At 71.2% G+C, this 23,347-nt stretch carries 24 protein-coding genes; 16 read left to right on the plus strand and 8 right to left on the minus strand.

The genetic code is table 11. The features are described from left to right. A partial coding sequence (locus ACFVYA_RS38210) for a manganese catalase family protein (protein WP_387052035.1) occupies positions 1-458 on the minus strand: 458 nt, incomplete at its 3' end. A 217-nt stretch (positions 459-675) separates the two neighbouring features. Between ACFVYA_RS38210 and ACFVYA_RS38215 the strand changes: the two genes are divergently transcribed. Next, the gene (locus ACFVYA_RS38215; protein WP_285990314.1) at positions 676-897 is read left to right on the plus strand and encodes a hypothetical protein; all 222 of its coding nucleotides are present in this window, start codon (positions 676-678) and stop codon (positions 895-897) included. Between the two features lie 45 nt (positions 898-942). Here the strand turns inward: ACFVYA_RS38215 and ACFVYA_RS38220 are convergent, their stop codons facing one another. Beyond that, on the minus strand, positions 943-1,794 hold the full coding sequence (locus tag ACFVYA_RS38220; protein WP_387052036.1) for an SDR family oxidoreductase: 852 nt from the start codon (positions 1,792-1,794) through the stop codon (positions 943-945). A gap of 144 nt (positions 1,795-1,938) precedes the next feature. Here ACFVYA_RS38220 and ACFVYA_RS38225 point away from each other — a divergent pair, with 144 nt between their 5' ends. Then, positions 1,939-2,331, plus strand: a complete 393-nt coding sequence (locus ACFVYA_RS38225; protein ID WP_387052037.1) for a winged helix-turn-helix transcriptional regulator — start codon at positions 1,939-1,941, stop codon at positions 2,329-2,331. Positions 2,332-2,338: 7 nt separating this feature from the next. On the opposite strand, the gene ACFVYA_RS38230 is transcribed toward ACFVYA_RS38225, so the two are convergent. Beyond that, positions 2,339-2,938 (minus strand): hypothetical protein, encoded by a 600-nt coding sequence (locus ACFVYA_RS38230; protein ID WP_387052038.1) that lies wholly within the window; start codon positions 2,936-2,938, stop codon positions 2,339-2,341. Between the two features lie 320 nt (positions 2,939-3,258). Between ACFVYA_RS38230 and ACFVYA_RS38235 the strand changes: the two genes are divergently transcribed. Both ACFVYA_RS38235 and ACFVYA_RS38240 read left to right on the plus strand, forming a co-directional pair. After that, the gene (locus ACFVYA_RS38235; protein WP_387052039.1) at positions 3,259-4,815 is read left to right on the plus strand and encodes an alpha-L-arabinofuranosidase B; all 1,557 of its coding nucleotides are present in this window, start codon (positions 3,259-3,261) and stop codon (positions 4,813-4,815) included. A gap of 189 nt (positions 4,816-5,004) precedes the next feature. Further along, the gene (locus tag ACFVYA_RS38240; protein ID WP_387052040.1) at positions 5,005-6,243 is read left to right on the plus strand and encodes a GDSL-type esterase/lipase family protein; all 1,239 of its coding nucleotides are present in this window, start codon (positions 5,005-5,007) and stop codon (positions 6,241-6,243) included. 14 nt (positions 6,244-6,257) lie between these two features. Here the strand turns inward: ACFVYA_RS38240 and ACFVYA_RS38245 are convergent, their stop codons facing one another. The 3 genes from ACFVYA_RS38245 to ACFVYA_RS38255 form a co-directional block, all read right to left on the minus strand. Continuing rightward, on the minus strand, positions 6,258-6,416 hold the full coding sequence (locus ACFVYA_RS38245) for a hypothetical protein (protein ID WP_387052041.1): 159 nt from the start codon (positions 6,414-6,416) through the stop codon (positions 6,258-6,260). Between the two features lie 77 nt (positions 6,417-6,493). After that, positions 6,494-9,127 carry a hypothetical protein gene (locus tag ACFVYA_RS38250; protein ID WP_387052042.1) on the minus strand — a complete coding sequence of 878 codons (2,634 nt, stop codon included), beginning with the start codon at positions 9,125-9,127 and terminating at the stop codon, positions 6,494-6,496. A 161-nt stretch (positions 9,128-9,288) separates the two neighbouring features. Continuing rightward, positions 9,289-10,416, minus strand: coding sequence for a LacI family DNA-binding transcriptional regulator (locus ACFVYA_RS38255; protein ID WP_387052065.1), 1,128 nt, complete (start codon positions 10,414-10,416; stop codon positions 9,289-9,291). Positions 10,417-10,469: 53 nt separating this feature from the next. Here ACFVYA_RS38255 and ACFVYA_RS38260 point away from each other — a divergent pair, with 53 nt between their 5' ends. The 9 genes from ACFVYA_RS38260 (at position 10,470) to ACFVYA_RS38300 (ending at position 18,940) form a co-directional block, all read left to right on the plus strand. After that, complete coding sequence (locus ACFVYA_RS38260) at positions 10,470-11,717, plus strand: extracellular solute-binding protein (RefSeq protein WP_387052043.1); 1,248 nt, start codon at positions 10,470-10,472, stop codon at positions 11,715-11,717. 8 nt (positions 11,718-11,725) lie between these two features. Further along, complete coding sequence (locus ACFVYA_RS38265; protein WP_387052044.1) at positions 11,726-12,670, plus strand: carbohydrate ABC transporter permease; 945 nt, start codon at positions 11,726-11,728, stop codon at positions 12,668-12,670. Continuing rightward, positions 12,667-13,476: a carbohydrate ABC transporter permease gene (locus tag ACFVYA_RS38270; protein WP_285990322.1), complete on the plus strand. Its 810-nt coding sequence runs from the start codon at positions 12,667-12,669 to the stop codon at positions 13,474-13,476. Before ACFVYA_RS38265 ends, ACFVYA_RS38270 begins: the two co-directional genes overlap by 4 nt. Positions 13,477-13,502: 26 nt before the next feature. After that, a complete protein-coding gene (locus ACFVYA_RS38275) occupies positions 13,503-15,209 on the plus strand; it encodes a trehalase family glycosidase (protein ID WP_387052045.1) in 1,707 nt (568 codons plus the stop codon). Between the two features lie 170 nt (positions 15,210-15,379). After that, positions 15,380-16,072 carry a hypothetical protein gene (locus ACFVYA_RS38280; protein ID WP_285990324.1) on the plus strand — a complete coding sequence of 231 codons (693 nt, stop codon included), beginning with the start codon at positions 15,380-15,382 and terminating at the stop codon, positions 16,070-16,072. A 98-nt stretch (positions 16,073-16,170) separates the two neighbouring features. Continuing rightward, on the plus strand, positions 16,171-16,557 hold the full coding sequence (locus tag ACFVYA_RS38285; RefSeq protein ID WP_387052046.1) for a hypothetical protein: 387 nt from the start codon (positions 16,171-16,173) through the stop codon (positions 16,555-16,557). A 181-nt stretch (positions 16,558-16,738) separates the two neighbouring features. Further along, a complete protein-coding gene (locus ACFVYA_RS38290) occupies positions 16,739-17,218 on the plus strand; it encodes a hypothetical protein (RefSeq protein WP_387052047.1) in 480 nt (159 codons plus the stop codon). A 115-nt stretch (positions 17,219-17,333) separates the two neighbouring features. Then, positions 17,334-17,726: a YciI family protein gene (locus ACFVYA_RS38295; RefSeq protein WP_360271402.1), complete on the plus strand. Its 393-nt coding sequence runs from the start codon at positions 17,334-17,336 to the stop codon at positions 17,724-17,726. Beyond that, positions 17,723-18,940 carry an RNA polymerase sigma factor gene (locus tag ACFVYA_RS38300; RefSeq protein WP_387052048.1) on the plus strand — a complete coding sequence of 406 codons (1,218 nt, stop codon included), beginning with the start codon at positions 17,723-17,725 and terminating at the stop codon, positions 18,938-18,940. The genes ACFVYA_RS38295 and ACFVYA_RS38300 overlap by 4 nt, the downstream gene beginning before the upstream one ends. Positions 18,941-19,160: 220 nt before the next feature. Here ACFVYA_RS38300 and ACFVYA_RS38305 read toward each other — a convergent pair whose 3' ends face one another. Further along, entirely contained in the window at positions 19,161-19,751 is a 591-nt protein-coding gene (locus ACFVYA_RS38305; protein ID WP_387052049.1) for a TetR/AcrR family transcriptional regulator, read from the minus strand. A gap of 84 nt (positions 19,752-19,835) precedes the next feature. Here ACFVYA_RS38305 and ACFVYA_RS38310 point away from each other — a divergent pair, with 84 nt between their 5' ends. Continuing rightward, positions 19,836-20,732, plus strand: coding sequence for an aldo/keto reductase (locus ACFVYA_RS38310; protein WP_387052050.1), 897 nt, complete (start codon positions 19,836-19,838; stop codon positions 20,730-20,732). Between the two features lie 58 nt (positions 20,733-20,790). Continuing rightward, a complete protein-coding gene (locus tag ACFVYA_RS38315) occupies positions 20,791-21,732 on the plus strand; it encodes a GlxA family transcriptional regulator (protein ID WP_387052051.1) in 942 nt (313 codons plus the stop codon). Positions 21,733-21,768: 36 nt separating this feature from the next. On the opposite strand, the gene ACFVYA_RS38320 is transcribed toward ACFVYA_RS38315, so the two are convergent. Further along, on the minus strand, positions 21,769-22,233 hold the full coding sequence (locus tag ACFVYA_RS38320; protein ID WP_387052052.1) for a VOC family protein: 465 nt from the start codon (positions 22,231-22,233) through the stop codon (positions 21,769-21,771). A 113-nt stretch (positions 22,234-22,346) separates the two neighbouring features. Between ACFVYA_RS38320 and ACFVYA_RS38325 the strand changes: the two genes are divergently transcribed. Then, positions 22,347-23,327, plus strand: a complete 981-nt coding sequence (locus ACFVYA_RS38325; protein WP_387052053.1) for a helix-turn-helix transcriptional regulator — start codon at positions 22,347-22,349, stop codon at positions 23,325-23,327. Positions 23,328-23,347: the final 20 nt, after the last annotated feature.

Here is a 23,347-nt window from a genome sequence, read left to right on the forward strand (position 1 = left end):
CGGCCTTGGGCTTCGGCGGCGGCGTTGGCGCGGAAGTCGGCGAGCAGGTTGCCGGAGGCGATGATGTAGCGGCCGTTCCAGGGGTAGCCGTTGCTGTCGGCGGGCAGGGCGCCGCCGCCGGCGACGATGGCCTGTTGGACGTCCATGCCGCCGATCGTCGCGGCCATCACCGGGTCTTTGACGGCTTCGGCGGTGACGGTGGCGGGGGCGCCTTCCAGCAGCCGGGCGACCATGGTGGCGAGCATTTCGACGTGGCCGATTTCTTCGGTGGCGGTGTCCATGATCAGGTCTTTGTATTTGCCTTCGATGCGGCAGTTCCAGCCTTGGAACAGGTACTGCATGGTCACGGTCATTTCGCCGAAGGCGCCGCCGATGAGTTCCTGGAGCTTGCGGGCGTAGACGGCATCCGGCTTTTCGGGCTTGGCTTCGAACTGCAGCAGCTTCGTGTGACGGAACACGAGAATTCCCTCCGTCGTCCGGGGTGGCACCGGCGGGGGCCGGCGGTCCAGGGGGCTTTCCCGGTTAGCGGAGGGTTAACCACAGCGATCGCGGACCGTTCGATCGCGCGCGACCCGGCGAGGGCCGACGCGGTCGCCGAGGCCCGGTGAGGATCGACAACGCCACCGCTGCTGTGGTAGTTGAACGCGGAACGTTCGATGGCGAGTGGAGCGATACGTGACCGATCACCAGGAGCGGGTGCCGGCCTGCCGGCGGTACCAGTGCGACGAGCCGGCCCTCTGGCGGAGGATGTGCGCGGCTCACTGGGCTCGCTGGCAGAACGGGACCGACCCGCTCGACCAGCCGGGCGACGACGGCGAGACCCCGGCGCCCCGGGTGTGGCAGCCGCCGTTGCGGGAGAACAGCGTTTCGCAGCGGAAGCCCGGGCGGCCCGGGTGACGCCGGTGGGGAGCCCCGCCCGGGGACTCCCCACCGTGATCGGGTTCAGCGGGCGATCTCGGCCACGGTGACGCCGATCGGCGTGGCCGGGCGGCCGATGAGGGTCCGCAGGTCGTCCGTGGTCTCGGCGAGCAAGCCGGCCTTGATGTCGGCGTCCAGGGCCACGAGGAAGCCGGCGACCGGCTCCGGCAGCCCGGCCTGGGCGAGCACCTTGGCGTGCTCATCGGCCGGGAGGTCGACGTAGCTGATCTCGCGGCCGGTGGCCTGGCCGATCTCGGCGGCGAGGTCCGCGTTCGACCAGGCGACATCGCCCGCGAGCTCGTAGACCTTGCCTTCGTGGCCCTCACCGGTCAGCACGGCGACCGCGGCCGCCGCGTAATCGGCGCGGGTCGCGCTGGCGACCCGGCCGTCGCCGGCGCTCCCGGCGAAGCTGCCGGTCTGTACGGCCTGCTTGATCGTGTCGGCGTAGTTCTCGTGGTACCAGTTGTTGCGCAGGATGGTGGCGGTCAGGCCGGAGGCCTGGATCAGTTCCTCGGTCGCCTTGTGCTCCGGGGCCAGCACGAGCGCCGACGTCGTCGCCTGCGGCGCGCTGGTGTAGACGAGGTGCCGGACACCGGCCTGCTTCGCCGCCTCGATGACCGCCTGGTGCTGGGCGACGCGCCGGCCGACCTCGCTGCTGGAGACCAGCAGCACCTTGTCGGCGTCCTTGAACGCGGTGACCAGGCTTTCGGGCTCGGTGTAGTCCGCGCGCCGGACCTCGACGCCGCGTTCGGCCAGGTCGGCGGCCTTTTCCGGGGTGCGGACCGCGGCGACGACCTGGTCGGCGGGCAGCTTCTCGAGCAGGCCTTCGACGACGAGCCGGCCGAGGTGGCCGGTGGCACCGGTGACGACGATCATGAGGACTCCTTGAAGTTTCAAGTACCTGGTCCCCTGGAGCATGTACTAACTTTTAGAAAGTACCAACTCATTGTTAGTGCTGTCACGTCCATCGTGCGAACTTTTGGGTAGTATCGAGGCGTGGATGGACGACGAGGTGACGGCGTGACCGACGCCGAGCACGAGGCGCTGGTGGCCGATGTGTTCAGTGCCGCGTGTGCGTCCCGGGCCGTGCTGGACCACGTCACGGGCCGGTGGGGTGTGCTCGCCCTCGTCGCGCTCGACGACGGGGTGTTCCGGTTCAACGCCCTGCGCCGCCGGGTGCAGGGGGTCAGCGAGAAGATGCTCGCCCAGACGCTGCAGGCTCTCGAGCGCGACGGCTTCGTGCACCGGGAGGCGCGTCCGACGATCCCGCCGCACGTCGAGTACAGCCTCACACCCGCCGGCCAGGAGGTCGCGCGGCGGCTGCGGGGACTGATCGAGGTCCTCGAGGCGAGCGTGCCCGGCGTGGTGGCGGCTCAGGCTCGCTACGACGCCGCCAAGGCTGCGAGCGCGTGACGCCGGCCTAGCCGGCCGGCAGGCCGGATGTCCGTTCGGGCAACGGTTCCCGGCTGGCGGCGAGCAGGAACATCCCGGCCGCGACGGCGAGCATCGTCAGCACGCCTCGCGGCCAGAAGATGTGGCTGTCGTAGAAGGAAACACTCGCGGTCAGCAGCAGCACGGCCCCCGGCGCCGCCCGCCATGCCGCTTCCCGTGCGAAGGCCGCGACGATCAGGACGTTGGCCGCGAGAAAGCACAGCGCGCCGGTGTGGCCGAGGCTGTCGCCGATGCCGAACACCGCTCCGGTGACCGGGGTGACCGCGTGCTCGGCATGGACCACGGTTCCGGCCGCGATGCCGGCCACGGCGTCGAGCCCGCCGTAGAAGGCCGCGAAGCCGAACGCCGCGAGCCGGCCCGGACGGCGCAGCGCCGCGGGCGCGGAGGAGAGCAGCAGCCACTGCGCCACCGCGAGCAGGGGGAACACCGGCAGCAGGACGACGTGCAAGGTGGTCCACCACGGGGCACTCGCCGGGCTCAGCGCGAGCGGGTGCGCCAGACCGGATCCGGCCAGTACGAGCCCGGGCGCGGCGTACCCCGCGGCGCGTGACCATCGAGAGCGAAGCATCGGCCGACGGTATCGGCGATCCGGCCCGCCCGGCGATTACCGAACTCTTACCGCACCGCCCGACGGGTCCGCGCCGGGCGCGACTTGCGGCCGCCACCGCCGCGGAGGGCAAGGGAGCCAACGGATCCGGCGGTCCCGGGGCGGTCCGCGGCGGGAAAACCGGGCCATTGCACTCCGTCGGCCCGGGGGTTATGTTAGCGCTCACAATCGCTCCGCTTGTGCCGTTCCTGCGTGTCGGTGATCGAGGAGGAGGTTGGCAATGACGCCGGCCCGCGCATCTGTCGATTCGACGATTTCCGTACTCCAGCGGGAGATCATTCATGTCACGACAGCCGAGATACGTCCGTGAGCACCGCATCGCGCCGGCCCTGATCGTCGCCGGCACGCTCGTCACCGGCCTCCTCGTCGGTGGCGGTACGTCCCAGGCGGCCACCCAGGGGCCGTGCGACATCTACGCGGCCGGCGGCACGCCCTGCGTCGCCGCGCATTCCACGACCCGGGCCCTGTACGGCGCCTACACCGGCCCGCTGTACCAGGTCAGGCGCGCTTCGGACAGCGCCACGCGCGACATCGCCCCCTTGGCCGCGGGCGGCGTGGCCAACGCCTCGACGCAGGATTCGTTCTGCGCGGGAACCACCTGCCTGATCACCGTCATCTACGACCAGTCCGGCCGGAACAACCGTCTCACGCAGGCGCCGCCCGGTGGGTTCCAGGGACCGGCCGCGGGCGGGTACGACAACCTCGCCAACGCCACCGCGGCACCGATCACCGTCGGCGGCCACAAGGCCTACGGCGTCTACGTGGCTCCCGGAACCGGCTACCGCAACAACAACACCAACGGCATCGCGACCGGTGACCAGCCGGAGGGCATGTACGCGATCTTCGACGGGACGCACTACAACGGCGGCTGCTGCTTCGACTACGGCAACGCCGAGCGCAACAGCCGGGACAACGGCAACGGCACGATGGAAGCCATCTACTTCGGCAACATCAAGGTCTGGGGCTACGGCGCCGGCAACGGCCCGTGGATCATGGCCGACCTGGAAAACGGCCTGTTCTCCGGGGTCAACCAGCACTACAACGCCAACGACCCGAGCATCAGCCACCGCTTCCTCACCGCCATCGTCAAGGGCGGCCCGAACCGGTGGGCCATCCGCGGCGGCAACGCCCAGTCCGGCGGCGTGTCCACCTTCTACGACGGCGTGCGCCCGAACGTCGCGGGCTACAACCCGATGAAGAAGGAAGGGGCCATCATCCTGGGCATCGGCGGCGACAACAGCGTCGGCGCCCGCGGCACCTTCTACGAAGGCGTGATGACCTCCGGTTATCCGTCGGAAGCCACGGAAAACGCGGTGCAGGCCAACATCACCGCGGCCGGCTACGCCACGAGTTCCGCGGGCACCGGGCTGACGCCGGGCACGTCCGTCTCGCTGCGCGCCACCACCGCCTGCTGCACCGACCGCTACATCCACCACACGGGATCCACTGTGGACACCGCGGTGGTCGGCAGCGGCAGCTCGGCCACGGAAAAGGGCAACGCCTCCTGGACCGTCCGGACCGGACTCGGCAGCGGCTCGTGCGTGTCGTTCGAGTCGAAGAACGCGGCCGGGCAGTACCTGCGGCACCAGAACTACCGGCTGTACCTCCAGGCCAACGACGGGAGTGCGCTGTTCGCCCAGGACGCGACCTTCTGCCCGGAGGCCGGCCGCAACGGCCAAGGTGCCTCGCTCAGATCGCTCAACTTCGCCGACCGGTACGTCCGCCACTACGACAACATCGTCTACATCGCCGCCAACGGCGGTCCGAACACCTTCGACAACGCCAACGCCTACAGCGACGACGTGAGCTGGCTCGTCAGCGCACCGTGGGCTTCCTGATCCTCCTGAGCCGAACGGTGGTCACGCGCCCTGCCCGGCTGACGGGCAGGGCGCGTGATAGCGCTTTCTCCGGCCGTCTTGTCGGGACCGTGAATCCTGCGTTACGCTCGGTGGAGCGCTCCAGCGGAAAGTGTTGTCCTGGAGATGACTCGGTTGGAGGCAGCACGCCTCGTCGAAAGGACGCCTCGGATGCGTATCCGCCGAACCGCTGTGGTCCTGGTCGTTTCCGCGTCGCTGCTGAGCCCCGCGACGGCGGAGGCCGTGCCCTCGGGCGGGTTGTCCCCGGGTTCGGTGACCCTGACGGAGTCCTCGCTCCAAGGCGTGCACGGCACCGCCCCCGACGTCACCATCCGCAACGTGCTCACCGTGACCGCCGCCGGAACGGCGCTGCGGGTGCGGCTGAGCAACCCCTTCGGCGCCACCGCGATGACCGTGCGATCGGTCTGGGCCGGCCGGCAGCCGTCGACGAATTCGCCCGCGCTGGTGCCGGGATCGAACCACCGGGCCACGTTCCACTTCCGGCACGCCGTGACGATCCCGCCGGGCGCCAGCGTGTGGACCGACCCGCTGCCGCTGTCGGTCCGGCGCGGCGACCACGTCGCGGTGAGCGTGTACGCGCCGGGTGCGCCGGTCAACGACCACACGTTCCCGCCGCCGGAGACGGACACGCCGGGGTCGTTCACCTCGGCCGGGCCCGGTGACGCCGGGGCGGACGAGTCGGGGAGCGCGTACGGGCCCTTCGCGCCCGGCGTCCTGTGGTGGGCGGACGCGATCAGCGCCGTGTCGCCCGCCCGCGGCACGATCGTCGCCCTCGGTGACTCGATCACCGACGGCTACAACGCTTTCGGCGGCGGACCGCGCTGGACCGACGTGCTCGCCGAGCGCATCGGGACGCTCCCCCCGTCGCGGCGGCTGTCGGTGGCCAACGCGGGGATCAGCGGCAACACCGTCAGCGTCCAGCCGAACCCGTACGACCCCACCGGCCAGTGCTGCGGCCCGCCCGCGCCGGTCCGGCTCGACCGCGACGTGCTCTCGCTGCCCGGCGTGCGGTACGTCCTGCTGCTGGAGGGGACGAACGACCTCGGTGGCGGCGACAACGCGGCCCCGGCCCCGGCCGCGCAGGTCATCGACGCCATGCGCACCATCGCCGGGCGGGTGCACGCGGCGGGCCGCCGGATCGTCGGCGCGACGATCCTGCCGATGTGCAACGCGGCCGGCAGCCCGAAGGAACAAGCCCGGCTCGCGGTCAACGCGTGGATCCGCACGTCCGGGACGTTCGACGCGGTCCTCGACTTCGACACCGTGCTGCGCGACCCGGCGGACCCGACGGTCATCCGCGCGGACTGGCGCACCGACTGCTACCACCCGAACGCGGCAGGCGACCGGCTCCTCGGCGATTCGATCGACCTGAAGGTCTTCGCCCGCTGAAACCGCGGCCGCGGCTACGTCTTGCCGGAGGCCGCGGGCCGGCGGCCGGGCGTGGGCTGCGGGGGCTGCCGGCCGGAGCCGCCGCGCAACGGTGCCGGAGCGGGACCCGGCTCCCGAGCCTGGGCCCGGCGGCGGCCGAGGACGCTGACGATCAGGTGGTCGATGGGTGACATCGAGGCCTCCACGGGTCGGGCCCCCTCCGGGTTCCGGGCTTCCCGTGCCGCGGGAGCCCGAAACGCGGAGGGGCTGCTCAGTTACCCACGAGGGGTGTGACCAAGACGTAGTCGATGTCCGGAGCGTATTTCGAGCGCTGGCCGAACTGGTTGAACGTCCGCCCGTCCCAGTCGGGCAGCTCCTGGGCGGTGAAGGCGATCGTGTTGGTCCCGGCCCGCAGGTCGACCGGGACGGCGAGGTCGCGGAACTGGTTGCGGTGGAACGTGGTCGGGAACAACACCCGCTGGGCCGGCCGTCCGTTGACGGCGATGTCGGCGTGCCGCGCGACCGGGTCGGGGTTGTAGTGGGTGGGGATCGACTCTTCCGCATTGGAGTAGCGGACCACGAGCACGTGCCGGCCCGCCTGCTTCGCCGTCACCCGCAGGGTCAGCGCGTTGCCCGGCCCGTCGCCCACCGCGGTGACGACCTGGCCCGAGGCGAACGAGAAGTCGCTGCTGCGCTGGGCGGCGCCGGTGAGCACGCCGCTTTCGGCTTCGAGCCGGGCCGGCGCCGGCACCGATGACGGCGCCGTGCGGACGCCGTCGAGCAGGAACTCGCCGGCCGTGCCCGTGACGACGATCCGGTTGAGGCCCGCCGAGAGGAACAGCGGCACGGTGTTCCGGGTGCCGAGGGTGACCGCGGGCTGCCCGTTGACGTCGACGCGGGCCGTGCCGCGGCCGGTCCGGTCGAAGCCGACCGACGCGTAGCCGTCGTGGCCGGCGTGGACCCAGAAGGTCGCCGACGCGCCGGGGCGCAGCGCCACCGCGCCGGGACCGGACGAGCCGCGGACGTCGTACCGGATCGCGGCGCCGGCCAGGTCGGCGTATTCCGCTTCGTGGACCGCCTGGCCGTCGGTGGCGGGATCGACCCGGGTGAGGTCGATCTTGTCGATGATCGCGTCGCCGCGGGTGGTCCCGAGGTCGGGGTCGGCCGCGGCCAGGGTGATCGTGTGCCGTCCGGCGGTGAGCGGCACGCGGGTATCGGTGTGGTCCCAGACCACCCACTCGTAGGAAACGGGCAGGATCAGCTGCCGCGGGTCCTCGCCGTCGACCCGCAGGAAGACGTTGGTCGGGCCCTGGGCGGTGACGCTCGGATACTTGTTGTAGGTGTTCGAGAAGACGCTGAGGTCGTACCGGCCGTCCTGGGGCACGTCGACGTCGAAGGAGAGCTTGACGTCCGACCCGGTCCGCAGGCCGCCGACGTTGTAGTCGCCGGACGTGGCGAACTTGCCGACGTTGCCCGGGTTGCCTTCCGGGCCGTTGCGGCTCCAGCCGGTTCCGGTGTGCGCGGCGTCCTCGGCCTCGTAGGTGTGCCGCCACGGGACCGGCGTCCCGTCGGTGGTGCCGCTGCCGCCCGGGCTGAGGATGACCTGGTACGCCGACATCTCCTGGAGGTCGGTGAACGGCAGGGTGAGGCTGCCGTCCGGGGCGACGGCCAGTTCCGTGTCGAGCTTCCGCCGCGGCGCGGGGGAGTCGCCGAGCTGCCCGGTCCACGGGATCTCCTGGACGGTCACGTGCACGCGGCGGCCGAAGAGCTTCCGGTCGACGTGCGTGAAGTGGACGTCCGCGGCTCCGGAGGAACCGCCGAACAGGGTGCGCGACTGCCGCTTGGCGCGGTCGAGGGTCGCGATGCCCTGCAGGGTGTACTGCTGCCCGGGTGACGGCGGCGTCACGCGCACGGTGTTCCCGGTCAGCTGCCCGTAGGCGTTGAACAGCCACCACTGGCCGTTGCCCTTGTTCGCTTCGGCGACGCTGTCGTCGAGGTTGCCGTCGATGTTCCAGTAGGCGAGGTCGGCGTCGACCTTCGAGTCTTCGATGGCCGACATCCACTGGATCATCTGGCCGGGCACGGAAAGGTGGTAGCGGTAGGCGTACTCGTCGAGGTTGACCGGCAGCGGCCCGATGCCCAGCTCCCGCTCCCAGCCGCGGTAGCGGTCCACATTGGACCGGACCGAGCCGGGCGAGGACAGCTCGTGCCAGGTGATCACGTCCGGCAGGCAGTCGTTCGCCCTGCAGTACTGCAGGAAGCCCTTGACCTGGTCGTAGAGGACGCTCGTGTTCGGGCCGGCGATGCGCGCCCGCGGGTCGAGGCGCTTGATCAGGTCGTGGGCCTGCTTCCACTCGGCGAAGAAGTGCCGCGGGTCGGTCAGCCAGCTGACGTTGTCGTAGCTGTACTGGCCGGTGCCGTACCAGTTGCCTTCGGGCTCGTTGAAGGGGACGTACACGACGTGGTCGCGTTGGCCGCTGGCGAGGACCTGCTCGACCTGGGTGGTGAGCTTGGCGCGGTAGTCGTCGACCCCGGCCTGGCCCTGGGCGCGCTGGTAGGGGAAGCCGCGGTAGATGTCGGTCAGGTAGACGTAGACATCCCGCCCCCCGGCGGCGACGAACGGCTTCGCGACTTCGAGGGCGTCGGCGCCCGGGTGCTGCGGGCCGTCCTGGGCCTTGGTGGCCAGCGTCTTGGGGTAGAAGCCGGCCAGCGCGTTGTCGCTGGGGACGCCGTCGCCGTAGACGCCGTAGAGGGAACCGGCGGCGCCGCCGTGGAAGGCGCCGGTGCTCGCGCCCAGGTCGACGGTGAGGGTGCTGGTGGCCGCGGTGGCCGGGGTGCCGCTGAGCAGGGTGGTGGTGAGGATGGCCGCGAGGGCGGCGGGCAGGACAGTTCGCCGTTGAACCACGGGGACTCCGGTCGGGTAGGGGCAGGGCCGTCGAACCGGTTCGATCGCGAAGTGCACACTACGGGAGGGTCTGGTGGAAAATCAACGGCGGTTTTGGCGAACCGGTTCGACCCTTGGCCCGCCCGGCGGGTCACCCGGCTGAAGCGGGATCGGCCGGCCGGTCAGGCGTGGCGGCGCCGCGCGCCCGTGCTCGACCGCAGCGAGATCGGCGGCTCCAGCAGCGCGTGCCGGGGTTCCGCGCCCGCGTCCGCGATCTGCGCCAGCAGCAGGTCCACCGCCAGCCGTCCCAGTTCCACCGCGGGCACGTCCGCCGCCGTCAGCGGGGGGTGGAAGTCCTCCGCCAGGCGCTCCGCGATCACCCCTGTCAGCGAAAAGTCGCGGGGGACCTCGAGGCCCGCCCGGTGCAGCGCGCGCTGGACGCCCGGCAGGGCCGCTTCGTTGATCGTCACCGCCGCCGTCACCGACGGCCACTGCGTCCGGATCTGCTCGAAGCAGGCCAGGCCGGCGGCCGCTTCGTCCGCGCAGCACACCGTTCGCGCCGTCAGGCCCCGCGCCGCCGTGGCGTCGAGGAACCCCGTGGCCGAGCGCAGGGCGGGGCCGTAGCCCGCCGCGACGAGCTCGGCCGAACGGTTGATGAGCACCACCTCTTCGTGGCCGAGATCCGCCAGGTGGTGCACGCAGCGCGTGATCAGGGCGCCGTAGTCGACGTCGACCCACCAGGACGCCCCGGGGTGCTCGACGTGGCCGATCGTCACGAACGGCAGGCTCGCCTGGCTCAGCCGCTCCACCCGCGGGTCCTCGAGGAGGATCTCCATCAGGATCACGCCGTCGACCCGCCGGCCGGTCACGATGCGCTCGAACGACCGGTCGTGGTCGCCGCCGCTGGGGGAGAGCAGGACGTCGAGGTCGTGGGCGGCGGCCGCGTCGACGACGCTGCCGACGAACCCCAGCTGGACGTCGGTCAGCCGGCGGCTGGCCGGCGGCACCACCAGGCCCAGCGTGCGCGTGCGGCCTTCGGCCAGGGCGCGGGCGCTGGCGTTGGGCCGGTAGCCGAGCTCGGCGATGACGTCGTTGATGCGCTGCACGGTGGCCGCCGAGACCGGTCGCTTGCCGCTCAGCGCGTACGACACGGTGCTGCGCGAAACCCCGGCGCGACGCGCGATCTCCCCGATGTTCATGCCACTCCTGACCGTGTTCCAGAACCGGTTCGATCGTAGTACACGCAGTATTGCGCAGGAGTGCTCGCGGGGTTTACGGTGACGCGGCCTCCGTCGTCGAACCGGTTCGATGACGGACCGACCGCCTCCAGGTCGTCGCTGGTGCCGACAGGAAGGACCCCTCCATGAAGCGTCACCCGATCATCCGGTTGCTGTCGGTGGCCGTCGCCGCGACGACACTGGCCGCCTGCTCCTCCGGGACGGCCCCCGGCGGGGGAACGGGCGGCACCGGCCCCGGCGGCGCCTTCACCGTCTGGGACCCCTACCCCCAGTTCGACGCGAGCTCCGCCTGGGCGAAGGTCGTCGACAAGTGCGGCGCCGACGCCGGGGTCAAGATCGCGCGGCAGGCGTTCGACACGACCGACCTCACCAACAAGGTGCTGCTCGCCGCCCAGCAGAACACCGCGCCGAACGTCCTCGTGGTCGACAACCCGGTCGTCTCCACCCTGGCCGAAGGCGGGGTGCTCAAGTCCAATGCGGACACCGGGCTCGACGCCGCGCAGGCCGCCCCGAACCTGCTCGCCGCCGCCGACGTCAAGGGCCAGGTCTACGGCGTCCCGATCGGGGCGAACACGCTCGCCCTCTACTACAACAAGGCCGTGCTGACCGGGGCCGGCGTCGACCCGGCGTCCGTGCGCGACTGGGCCTCGCTCGACGCCGCGCTGGCCAAGGTGCACGCCGCCGGCAAGAAGGGCATCACGTTCTCCGCCATCGGCACCGAAGAGGGCAGCTTCCAGTTCCTGCCGTGGTTCTGGGGCTCGGGCGCGAACCTGACCGACCTCGCTTCGGCCGGTGCCGTCTCGGCGCTCGCGCAGTGGAAGTCCTGGCTGGACAAGGGATACGCCCCGAACTCGGTGGTCGGCAACACGCAGACCACCAGCTGGCAGGAGTTCGCGACCGGCGAGTACGCCTTCGCCGAGAACGGCACCTGGCAGCTGCAGAACGCGAAGAAGGCCGGCTTGGACTACGGCGTCCTCCCGATCCCGGCGCGGGCCGGGGGAGCGGCCCCGGCCCCGACCGGCGGCGAGTTCGTCACCGTGCCCGTCCAGAGCAGCCCGGACGCCGAGAAGACCGCGGGCAAGATCGCGTCCTGCCTGACCAGCCCGGCCAACGTCCTCGACTCCGACACCGCCCTGACCTATGTCTCCGCCGTGCCGTCCGTGCAGGAGAAGCAGGTCGCCGCCCAGCCGGAGCTGAAGGTGTGGGTCGACGCGGTCAAGGTCGCGAAGGGCCGCACCGGCGACAACCTCGGTACTCGGTACCCCCGGATCTCCGAACCGCTCTGGGGTGCCGTGCAGGCCGCACTCACCGGCGCGAAGGCCCCGGACGCCGCGCTCGCGGCCGCACAGGCGACCGCCGCGTCGGCGAAGTAGGCCCGCTCGTGCAGGACATCCGTGAACCGGTGACCGTCCGTCCGGCCGCGCGAGCGCCCGGACGGACGGGACGCCGACGGCCGCAGCTGCTCGCGTGGGCGTTCCTCGCCCCGCTCGTCGCCTACCTCGTGCTCTGCTACGGCTATCCGCTCGTGACGAACGTCGATCTCAGCCTGCGCAACTACACCGTCCGCACCTTCGTGCACGGCGGGGCGCCGCTGGTCTGGTTCGACAACTACGCGACCGTGTTCACCGATCCGACCTTCCGCACGGCCCTGCTCGACACGCTCGTCTTCACGGCCGCGTCGCTGCTGTTCCAGTACGGCATCGGCCTGGCGATGGCGGTGTTCTTCGCCCGCCACTTCCGGCTGGGCCCGACGCTGCGCGCGCTGTTCCTGGTGCCCTGGCTGCTGCCGCTGATCGTCTCGGGGTCGACCTGGGCGTGGCTGCTCAACAGCGAGTCCGGCGTGGTCAACTCCGTGCTGGGCTGGTTCGGCGCCGGCCGGATCGACTGGCTGACGTCGCCCTCGTGGTCGCTGATCTCGGTGATCATCGCCAACATCTGGATCGGCGTGCCGTTCAACCTCGTCGTGCTGCACAGCGGCCTGCAGAACATCCCGGCCGAGGTGTACGAGGCGGCGTCGCTCGACGGCGCCGGGGCGTGGCAGCGGTTCCGGCACGTCACCTTCCCTCTGCTGCGCCCGGTTTCGGCGATCACCCTGCTGCTGGGGCTGGTCTACACGCTCAAGGTCTTCGACGTCATCTGGATCATGACCAAGGGCGGCCCCGGCGGATCGTCGACCACCCTCGCCACCTGGTCCTACCAGCTCGGGTTCGGCAGCATGCTGCCGCGGTTCGGGCCCAGCGCGGCCGTGGGCAACGTGCTCATCCTGCTGGCCCTGGTCGCGGGGCTGCTCTACATCCGCGCGCAGCGCAGGCAGGAGGAGACGTGATCCGGCACTGGCGCACCGCGGTGGGGCTGGTCCTCACCGCCGTGATGCTCTTCCCGGTCTACTGGATGGTCAACGTGTCGCTGACCCCGGCCGGGCGGATGCGCAAGTCGCCGCCCGACTGGTTCCCCGCCGCGCCGACGTTCGAAGGCTACGAGCGGGTCCTGCGCGAGCAGCTCCCGTACTTCGCCACCAGCCTGTTCGTCGCGCTCGGCACCGTGGCGCTGACGCTGGCCCTGGCCGCGCCTTCGGCGTACGCGCTGGCCAAGCTGCGCCCGCGCGGGCACCGGGCCCTCGGGTTCGTGCTGCTGGTCGCCCAGATGATCCCCGGCATCATCATGGCGCTGGGCTTCTACGGCATCTACGTCTCGCTCGGCATCACCAACACCGCGTGGGGGCTGGTCCTCGCCGATTCGACGATCGCGGTGCCGTTCGCCGTGCTCATCCTCACCTCCTTCATGACTTCGGTGCCGGACGAGCTCGTCCAGGCGGCCACGATCGACGGCGCGGGCCCGGTGCGCGCGTTCTGGTCGGTGGTGCTGCCCGCGAGCCGCAACGGCGTGGTCACCGCGGGGCTGTTCTCGTTCCTGTGGGCCTGGTCGGACTTCGTCTTCGCGGCGACGCTCGACGGCGGCGGCTCGCTGCGGCCGCTGACCCTGGGGATCTACCGCTACATCGGCAACAACAACCAGGAGTGGAACTCCATCATGGCGACGGCGGTGGTCGCCTCCGTGCCCGCCGCCGTGCTCCTCGTGCTGGCGCAGCGGTTCGTCGCCGCCGGCGTCACCGCGGGCGCCGTCAAGGACTGAGCCCCTCTCCCGAAAGGACGACCCCTGTGCCCACGGGCGAATTCTCGTTGCGGGAAATTCCGTTCAGCTACCCGGGATCGTGGTTCGACGTCTCCCCGGTGGTGGCCCAGGCCACCTACGCCGACGACCTGCACCTGGTGTCGCACCGCCACGGCATGCACGCCGTCCTGGCGCTGGTCCCCGAAAGCGGCGGGGAGCGGGCGGCGGTCCCGGCCGTCGCGACGCCGTCCGCGCTCACCTGGGGGAGCGGCGAGGAGCGGATCACGGCGGCGTTCGCGGCGCCGGACGCGCTCCGGATCGCCGGGCGCGGCCTGGCCATGCGGATCCGCGCGGCGGAGCTCACGCTGACGCCGTTCACCGGTACCTACTTCTTCACCGATCCGGTCGACGGCTCAGCCGTTTTCACCTCCTACGAAACCGGCCACCGCTACCGCGTCACCGTCCTTTCCGGACACATTCGGCACGTCGGCGCCGAAGCGCTCGGCACGGCCGAGCGGGCCGTCGTCGTGAGCGGCGACGCCTGGGAGGTGGCGATCGAGGAACTCCCGGGCGCCCGCGAGCCGTACTCGCCGGCACCGGCGTTCGACGGCGTGGTCGCCGCCGCCCGGACCGGGTTCACCGCCTTCGCCGACGCGGTCGCGCCGTGGCGCGGCGAGCGCACGCCGGCGGCCGAGCTCGCCTGTTACGTGCTCTGGTCGGCCATCGTGGCACCGGCCGGGTTCGTCGGCCGCCCGGCCGTGCTGATGTCGAAGCACTGGATGGACAAGGTGTGGAGCTGGGACCACTGCTTCAACGCGCTCGCGCTGGCCTCCGGCCGGCCGGAGCTGGCCTGGGACCAGGTCCAGGTCGTCTTCGACCACCAGGACGACCGGGGCGCGCTGCCCGACTCGATCACCCACGCCGAGGTGCTGCGCAACTTCGTCAAACCGCCCATCCACGGCTGGGCACTGAGCCGCCTGCGCGGCCGCCTGCCCGGTGGCCTGCCCGAAACCGGGCTCGCCTACCGGCAGCTGGCGGCGTGGACGACCTTCTGGCTCGAGCACCGCCGCGTGCCCGGCGGGCGGCTCGCCCACTACGAGCACGGCAACGACAGCGGCTGGGACAACGCGACGCCGTTCGCCGAACGGCGGCTCGTGCAGACGCCCGACCTCGCCGCGTTCCTGGTGCTGCAGCTGAAGGAACTGGCCGTGCTGGCCGCCGGGCAGGGTGATCCGGGCGCGGCGGCACGGTGGGACGCCGAAGCCGAGAGCATGCTGGCGTCGCTGCTCGGCGAGCTGTGGGACGGCACGAAGTTCGTCAGCCGGTCGGCCGCGACCGGGGCGGTGCAGTCCGGGGCGAGCCTGCTGGAACTGATGCCGATCGTGCTCGGCGAACACCTGCCGCCGGACGTGCGGGACAAGGTCGTGGCCGGGCTGGAGGCGCACCTCACCGGCGTCGGCCTGGCGACCGAGCAGCCGGCGTCCGAGTACTACGAGCCGGACGGCTACTGGCGGGGGCCGGTGTGGGCGCCCGTCACCGTGCTGATCGAAGACGGCCTCCGCCGCGCCGGCGCGACCGAGCTCGCCGACCGCGTCAGCGCCCGGTTCCGCGCGGTGTGCGAAAAGTCCGGCTTCGCCGAGAACTTCGACGCGCTGACCGGTGACGGGCTGCGCGACCGCGCCTACACCTGGACGGCCGCCGCCTACCTCGTGCTCGCCGGCGACGCCGAACACCGGCTCGCGCAGGCGAGGTAATACGCGGGTTTGTTCGACCAAATCGACAACGCATCCCATTGAAATCATCGATGCCATTGTTCGGGTGGGTGGTAAGTCGGCAAATCACGCACAGAATCTTGACCGGTGGACAAGTGGCCTGCAATAGTCATTGCGGCTTCCCGTTCGATTACCGGTAAAGGACGATTACCATGCACAACGTCGTGCGTTCCCTGCTCGTCTCGCTGACCGCGGCCGCCGTGGTGGCGACCACCGCCGGAGTGGCCGAAGCGGCCACCTGGTCGTCTTCGGACAAATGGGCGACCTGGTCCAACGGCGGGTACACCGTCCGCAACGACGTCTGGGGCAGCGGTGCCGGTGCCCAGTCGATCTGGGCGAACTCCTTCAGCAACTGGGGGGTGTGGGCGGACCACCCGAACACCGGCGGGATCAAGTCGTATCCGCACTCGGCGAAGAACGTCGGCCGGACACTCAGCTCGCTGCGGCAGGTTTCCAGCAGTTTCAACGTGAGCCGCCCGGGCAGTGGCGCCTACGAGACGGCTTATGACATCTGGGCGAACAACAACGCCTACGAAATCATGCTGTGGGTCAACAAGCAGGGCGCGGTCGGCCCGCTGGGCAGCAAGCAGACGACGGTGAGCGTCGGCGGGCACACCTGGGACGTCTACAAGGGATCGAACGGTTCGAACGCGGTGTTCTCGTTCCTGCGCACGTCGAACACGAACTCCGGCACCGTCGACGTCCTCGCGGTGCTGAACTGGATCAAGGCCCGTGGCTGGTTCGGGGACGTGACCCTCGGCGAAGTGCAGTTCGGCTTCGAAATCACGTCGTCTTCGGGCGGGTTGAACTTCACCTCCAACAGCTATTCCGTTTCCGCGTCCTGAGAGTTCAAGGCGCCTCGCTCCACTGAGGAGGGTCGCGGTACCTTCACGTTCTGCGGAACGGATCGAAGGCGCCGCGCACCCGACAAGAAGGTGGACCGATGGAACCGGGCGAAATGGCACGAAAAGCACTGGCTTGCGTGCGGATCTTCAACGGAGCGGCCGGCTTGCTCGCCCCCGCCCGGATGGCGGCGAGCCTGGGCAGCTCACCGGGGGAAGACCGGCGGTTCGGCTACCCCGCGCGCATGTTCGGGATCCGCACCCTGGTCCTCGGGACCGACCTGCTGCTGCTGAAGGCGGACGATCCGTCGGCCCGGCGGATGCTGCAGCAGGCGGTCCTGATCCACGCGACGGACACCGCGGCCGCCGTGTACGCCGGTGCGCGCGGTGAACTCCAGGGCAAAGCGGCGAAGTTCACGGTCGCGATCTCCGCCGTCAACACCGTGCTGGCGGTGATCTCACTCGCGACCGCCAAGCCGCGCGGCTGACGGCGGCTAGTGCGGTCGTCCCCGCCGCATCACTGACGCTGACATCACCGTCATCGTCGAGATGGCCACTATCCGCCCGCGCAAGCACGGGCTGCCGTTCACGCACTGGAGTATCCGCAAGCTGGCCAGCTACCTGTCCGGCCGGTACGGACGTCGCGATCCGCGGTGGGCGCCGGTCCGGATGGTCCGTGTCGGGCGGGAACGGTTGCGGCAGATCCTTTCCGCTCGCGGCATCACGTTTCAGCGCACACGGACCTGGAAGGAGTCCCACGACCCCGACCTGGAGGCCAAGTTGGATCGGATCGAGGAGGTCACCGTACGGTTTCCGGAGCGGTGTTTCGCGTTCGACCAGTTCGGGCCGCTGTCGATCCGCCCGTGTCACGGCACCTGCTGGGCCGCCCGCTGTCATCCCGACCGGCTGCGCGCCACCTACAAGCGCACCCACGGCATCCGGTACTTCCACGGCTGCTACAGCCTCTCCGATGACCGGCTGTGGGGTGTCCTGCACGAACACAAAGGCGGCAAATACACCCTGGCCGCGCTCAAATCGATCCGTCAGGCTCGCCCGGACGGCGCTCCGATCTACGTCATCTGCGACAACCTCGACCAACACCACACCCGCGATCCGGACCTGGTGTGTCCTCAACCCCGGGCAGCGTGACCGACTCGGTGATCAATAGTGGCCACCGTCACTAGACTTCGTGTCCGGACCGGCGGCTCGACTCCGACGTCTCCGCTGAAAGGTTCCCAGTGGAGAGGACACGAACGTGAAGTACATGATCATGTTGTCGTTGACCCAGCAGGACCTGGACATGATGGCCAGCTGGTCCCCGCAGGACGCGGCCGCGCTGCACCAGTTCATGGCGAAGTGGAACAACGACCTGGTCGAGTCCGGTGAGTTCGTCGACGCGCACGGCCTCACCCCGCCCGTCCACGCGCGGCGGGTCTCGCTCAAGGACGGCGTCCCGGTGGTCACCGACGGGCCGTACGCGGAGACCCAGGAGGTGCTCGGCGGATATACCATCGTCGACTGCGTCAGCTACGACCGGGCCACCGAGATCGCCGCCCAACTCGTCAACACGCCCCACCCGGCAGGCGCCACGTTCGTGCATGACTTGCACGTGGACATCCGGCCGATCGCCGGGTCCGCGGCCGAGTCGCTGGAGTGAACGACCGTTTCGCCGAGGGCCTGCTGCGTGAGTTGGCGCCGCAGGTCCTCGGCGCGGTCGTCCGGCGCTACGGCCATTTCGACACCGCCGAGGACGCCGTGCAGGAGGCGTTGATCGCGGCCGCCCAGCAGTGGCCGGCCGAGGGGGTCCCGGACGACCCGAAGGCCTGGCTGATCACGGTCGCGTCGCGCCGGCTCACCGACCTGCTGCGGGCCGAGCAGGCCCGGCACCGCCGTGAACTGGACCAGCGGCCGGTCCCCACCGGACCGGTCGTGGACTTCGACGACACACTGATCCTGCTGTTCCTGTGCTGTCACCCGGCGTTGTCCCCGGCGTCCCAGATCGCGCTGACGCTCCGCGCGGTCGGCGGTCTCACCACGGCCGAGATTGCCCGCGCGTTCCTGGTGCCGGAGTCGACGATGACCCGGCGGATCACCCGCGCCAAGCAGGCCGTCAAGGACAGCGGCATCCCGTTCGGCATGCCAGCCGACCGCGGCGAACGGCTCGGCGCCGTCCTGCACGTGCTGTACCTGATCTTCAACGAGGGCTACGCCACCACGGCCGGCCCGGACCTGCACCGCACCGAGTTGTCCACCGAGGCGATCCGGCTGACCCGGATCGTGCACCGCCTGCTGCCTGATGACCCCGAGGTCACCGGGCTGCTGGCGCTCATGCTGCTGGTCGACGCCCGCCGGCTGGCCCGCACGGGCCCGGACGGCGGCATGATCCCGATGGACGAACAAGACCGAAGCCTGTGGAACACCGGGTTCATCACCGAGGGCGTCGCGTTGATCAGCGGCGCGCTTCCCCACGGGCCGATCGGCCCGTACCAGTTGCAGGCCGCTATCGCCGCCGTCCACGACGAGGCACCCACGTCCGCGGACACCGACTGGCCGCAGATCAAAGCCCTGTACGAGGTACTGCTGCGAATCAACGACAACGCGGTGGTACGGCTCAACCACGTCGTCGCGGTCGCGATGGCCGACAGTCCCCAGGCCGGGCTGGACCTGCTCGGCCCACTGGAGACAACGCTGGCCAAGGACCACCGGCTGCACTCGGTCCGCGCGCACCTGCTCGAAATGTCCGGCAACCGTGAGGCGGCCCGGGTGTCCTACGAACACGCGGCCCGCCTCACGATGAGCCTGCCTCAGCAGCGTTATCTCCAGGCCCGCGCTACAAGGTGTGCGCGAGACGGTCGGCCAGCAGGCGGGTGAAGCGCGGCGGGTCCTTCAGCTCGCTGCCCTCGGCCAGCAGGGCCTCCCGTGGATCAGCTCGACTCTCGGTCAGCGACGCGTCGTCCTTACGCCCTCGTACGCCTTCCGTAGGCCGGTGACCAACGGGTGCGTCGGGTTCAGCTCAAGGATCCGCTTGACCGGCGCCAGCCCACCGTCCAAGTCACGCGCCCTGCCCGGCGTGTCACCAAACCGGTGATCATTACTGGTCACCGCACCAGCGGCTCGCGCACAGCGCGTGGACGATCAGGTCGAGCATCCGGCCGGTCCGCTCGGGGTCGCGCTCGTTCGCCGTGGACAGGAACACGCCCAGCAGGAGCAGCGTCACGTCCTCCGGGTCGGCGCCGGCGCGCAGCGTGCCCGCCTTCGCGCCCGCTTCGAGGATCGCTCCGATCGCGGCGGTGATGCGCTGCCGCGTCGCCGGCGTCGCGATGCGGCCCGATGCCACGCTCGCGCGGAGGACGTCCGCCATTCCGCGCTTGGTCGCCACGAACGCCGCGTAGCGGTCCATCCACGCGCGGAGGGCCTGCTCCGGCGCGAGTTCGGCGAGCAGGGCCGGTGCGCTGTCGGTGACGTCGTCGAGTTCCGCCGCGTAGACGGCCTCGACGAGCGCCTCGCGGGTCGGGAAGTGCCGGTAGAGCGTGCCGATGCCGACGCCGGCTTCGCGGGCGACGGCTTCGAGCGCGACGGTGCCGTCGGCGGTGGCGAACGCGGCGCGCGCCACCGCGACGAGCTTGTCCCGGTTGCGGCGCGCGTCCGAGCGCAGGGGGAGGGCGGGTTCGGGCGAAGGCAAAGCGGAGGCACCTCCGGTTGTGCTACGGTCGGCTCGAGCGGAGGCTCCTCCGCTTCGCCATCATCGCACGAGGACGGGTATCCCATGCCTTCCACCGCACGCGGCGCACTCGCCGGCCGCACTGTCTCCCGCGTCGGCTACGGCGCCATGCAGCTCGAGCGCCTGCACGGCGACCGCGCCGCGGCCGTCGCCCTCCTGCGCCGCGCGATCGAGCTCGGCGTCGACCACGTCGACACCGCCCAGTTCTACGGCAACGGCTTCGTCAACGGCGTCATCCGCGACGTCCTCCCGTCCGCCGAAGACCTCCTGGTCGCCACCAAGGTCGGCGCCGACCCCGACCCCGGCGCCCCGATCCCGCTCCGCCTGGCGCAACGGCCCGAAGAGCTCCGCGCGAGCGTCGACGACAACCTGCGTTCGCTCGGGCTCGACCGGATCCCGCTGGTCAACCTGCGCCGCGCCGACCGGCGGCCCGGCGTGCTCGCCGAGGGTGTGCAGCTCGTCGGCCTCGACGACCAGCTCGCGGTGCTGACCGCCCTGCGCGACGAGGGCAAGATCGGCGCGATCGGGCTCAGCGCCGTCACCCTCGACGTCCTGCGCCGGGCTCTCCCGGCGGGGATCGCCTGCGTGCAGAACGCCTACAGCCTCGTCGGCCGCGACGGCGAGGACCTGCTCGAGCTGTGCGTGGCGGAGGGCATCGCCTGGGTGCCGTTCTTCCCGCTGGGCGGCGATTTCCCCGGGATGCCGAAGGTGACCGACGAGCCCGCGGTCCGGGCCGTCGCGCAGGCCCTCGGCCGCACCCCGGCGCAGATCGGCCTGGCCTGGCTGCTGCACCGCGCCCCGAACGTCCACCTCATCCCCGGCACCGCGAGCGCGGCGCACCTCGAAGCCAACCTCGCCGCCGCGGAGATCGAGCTCGACGGCGAGACGCTGGCCGTGCTGGACGCGATCCCGGCCCGCTCGATGGACGTCAGCCTCGGTTGACCACATCAACAGGAGACGCCGCTATCCGGCCACTCGGCGGCCGGCGTAGTTTTGCGGTATGTACACGGTCGCGGTGCTGGCCCTCGACGATGTGATCGCCTTCGATCTGGCCACCCCGATCGAGACGCTCGGCCGGGTCCGGCTGCCGGACGGCCGCGGGGGTTACCGGATCGTCGTCGCCGGGCCGGAGCCGGTGGTCGACGCCGGCCCGGTGCGGCTGACCGTCGAGGTGGGACTCGACGAGGCCGCCCACGCCGATCTCGTCGTCGTCCCCGGGCGGAACGACCCGGACCGGCCGACCCCGGACGGCGTGGCCGAGTTCCTGCGGGCCGCGGTGGCGCGCGGAACGCGGGTCGCCTCGATCTGCGTCGGCGCGTTCACCCTCGCCGAGGCGGGCCTGCTCGACGGGCAGCGGGCGACCACGCACTGGCTCGCCACCGACGAGCTGGCCCGCCGGTACCCGGCCGTCCGGGTCGACCCGGACGCCCTGTACGTCGACAACGGGCAGATCCTGACGTCCGCGGGTGCGTCGGCGGGGCTGGACATGTGCCTGCACATCGTGGAGCGCGACCACGGCGCCGCGGTCGCCGCCGACGCCGCGCGGCTCGCCGTCGCGCCGTTGCAGCGCACCGGCGGCCAGGGCCAGTACATCCTCCGCAACCGCCCGACGTACCAGACCGCGACGCTGGAGAAGGCGCTCGGGTGGATCGAGGAGAACGCCCACCGCCCGCTCACCCTGGCCGACATCGCCGACGCGGCGGGCATGAGCACCCGCACGCTGACCCGGCACTTCCACGCCGAGACCGGGCAGAGCCCGATCCAGTGGCTGACCGGGGTGCGCATCCGGCACGCCCAGGAGCTGCTGGAGCTCACCGACCACACGATCGACCGGATCGCCGGCCAGGTCGGGTTCCCGTCGCCGAGCAACTTCCGCGTCCAGTTCGCCCAGACCGTGCGGGTCAGCCCGAGCGCGTACCGCAAGACGTTCCGGTCGCGGTGACGGGCGGGGTGCGTGGCCGTACCCCGCCCGGCCCGGTCAGCCGCGGTGTTCGGCCGCGACGTCGATGATCCAGGTGACGCCGAAGCGGTCGGTCAGCATGCCGAACGCCGGTGCCCACTGAGCAGGCCCGAACTCTTCGATGACGGTCGCGCCTTCGGCGAGGCCCTTCCACACCGGCGAGACCTCGTCGACGGTGGCGCCGCGGACGGACAGGAAGAACGGCTCCTTGGTGATCGTCGTGCCGTTCTCGCGGCGGGTGCCGGGCGCGGCCGGGGTGGCCGGGCCGTCGGTGCCGGGGACGTCGTAGGCCATGACGCTGAAGCCGTTGTCCGCGGTGACCTGACCGAACACCACCTTGCCCGCGTCGGGCAGTTCGGCGGGCAGCCCGAAGTCGCCGTAGGTGATGACCGTGGCCTGGCCGCCGAAAACCGACTGGTAGAAGGCGAGCGCTTCGCGGGCTTGGCCGGTGAAGTTGAGGTGGGCGACAGCGGTGAGCGACATGTGTTCCGGTTCCTTTTTCGAGGTTTCCGCCGCCGGAGGGGTTCCGGCGGTAGCGCCACGATCGCAGCAGTAGCGGCCAGGGAACGTCCGCTTCTCGTGGCACCATGGAAGTCATGCCGGTCGCTTCCTCGACGGCGACCTCGGGTCGCCTGCTCTCGCTGCTGTCCCTGCTGCAGGCCCGCCGGGACTGGCCGGGCGCGCTGCTCGCCGGCCGGCTGGGCGTCAGCGAACGGACCGTGCGCCGCGACGTCGACCGGCTCCGGGAGCTCGGCTATCCCGTCCAGGCGGTCAAGGGACCGGAGGGTGGCTACCGGCTCGAAGCCGGGAGCCGGATGCCGCCGCTGTTGTTCGACGAGGAGCAGGCGGTCGCGCTCGCCGTGGCGCTGCGGATCGCCGCCGGGACCGGCGCGGGCATCGAGGAAGCCGCCGTGCGTGCCCTGGCCACCGTGCGCCAGGTGATGCCGTCGCGGCTGCGCCACCGCGTCGACGTGCTCGAGATCGCCGCGGCCGGCGGTCCCGCGGTCCAGGTCGGCACGGACGTCCTGCTCGCGCTGAGCTCGGCGATCCGCGCCACCGAGGAAGTGCGGTTCGACTACGGGGCACCGCCGGCGGACCCGGGCCCCCGGCCGCCGCGCCGGGTGCAGCCGCACCACCTCGTCGTCCGGAGTGGACGGTGGTACCTGATCGGCTGGGACGCGGTCCGGGAGGACTGGCGGACCTACCGCGTGGACCGGCTGCGGCTGCGCGTGCCGAACGGGCCGCGGTTCACCCCGCGGGAGGTGCCGGGCGGTGACGTCGCGACGTTCCTCGCCGCCCGGTTCAAGGGCTCCGCCACCGCCGACGTCTGGCCGTGCCGGGGCGAAGTGGTCCTCGACCGGTCCCCGGCCGACGTGAGGCCGTTCGCCGGCGACGGGATCGTCGAGGAGGCCGCCCCCGGGAAGACCCGGCTGCTGACCGGATCCTGGTCCTGGGCGGCGCTCGCGGCCGGCCTGCTGCGCTTCGAGTGCGAGATCGAAGTGGTCGGCCCACCGGAGCTGCGGGCGGCCTTCGCGGAACTGGCGGGACGGGCCACCCGCGCGGCGAACGACCGCTGAGCATCGCGAGTTCCGCGTCC

Source organism: Amycolatopsis sp. NPDC058278 (genome assembly GCF_042881395.1).
Lineage (GTDB): Bacteria > Actinomycetota > Actinomycetes > Mycobacteriales > Pseudonocardiaceae > Amycolatopsis.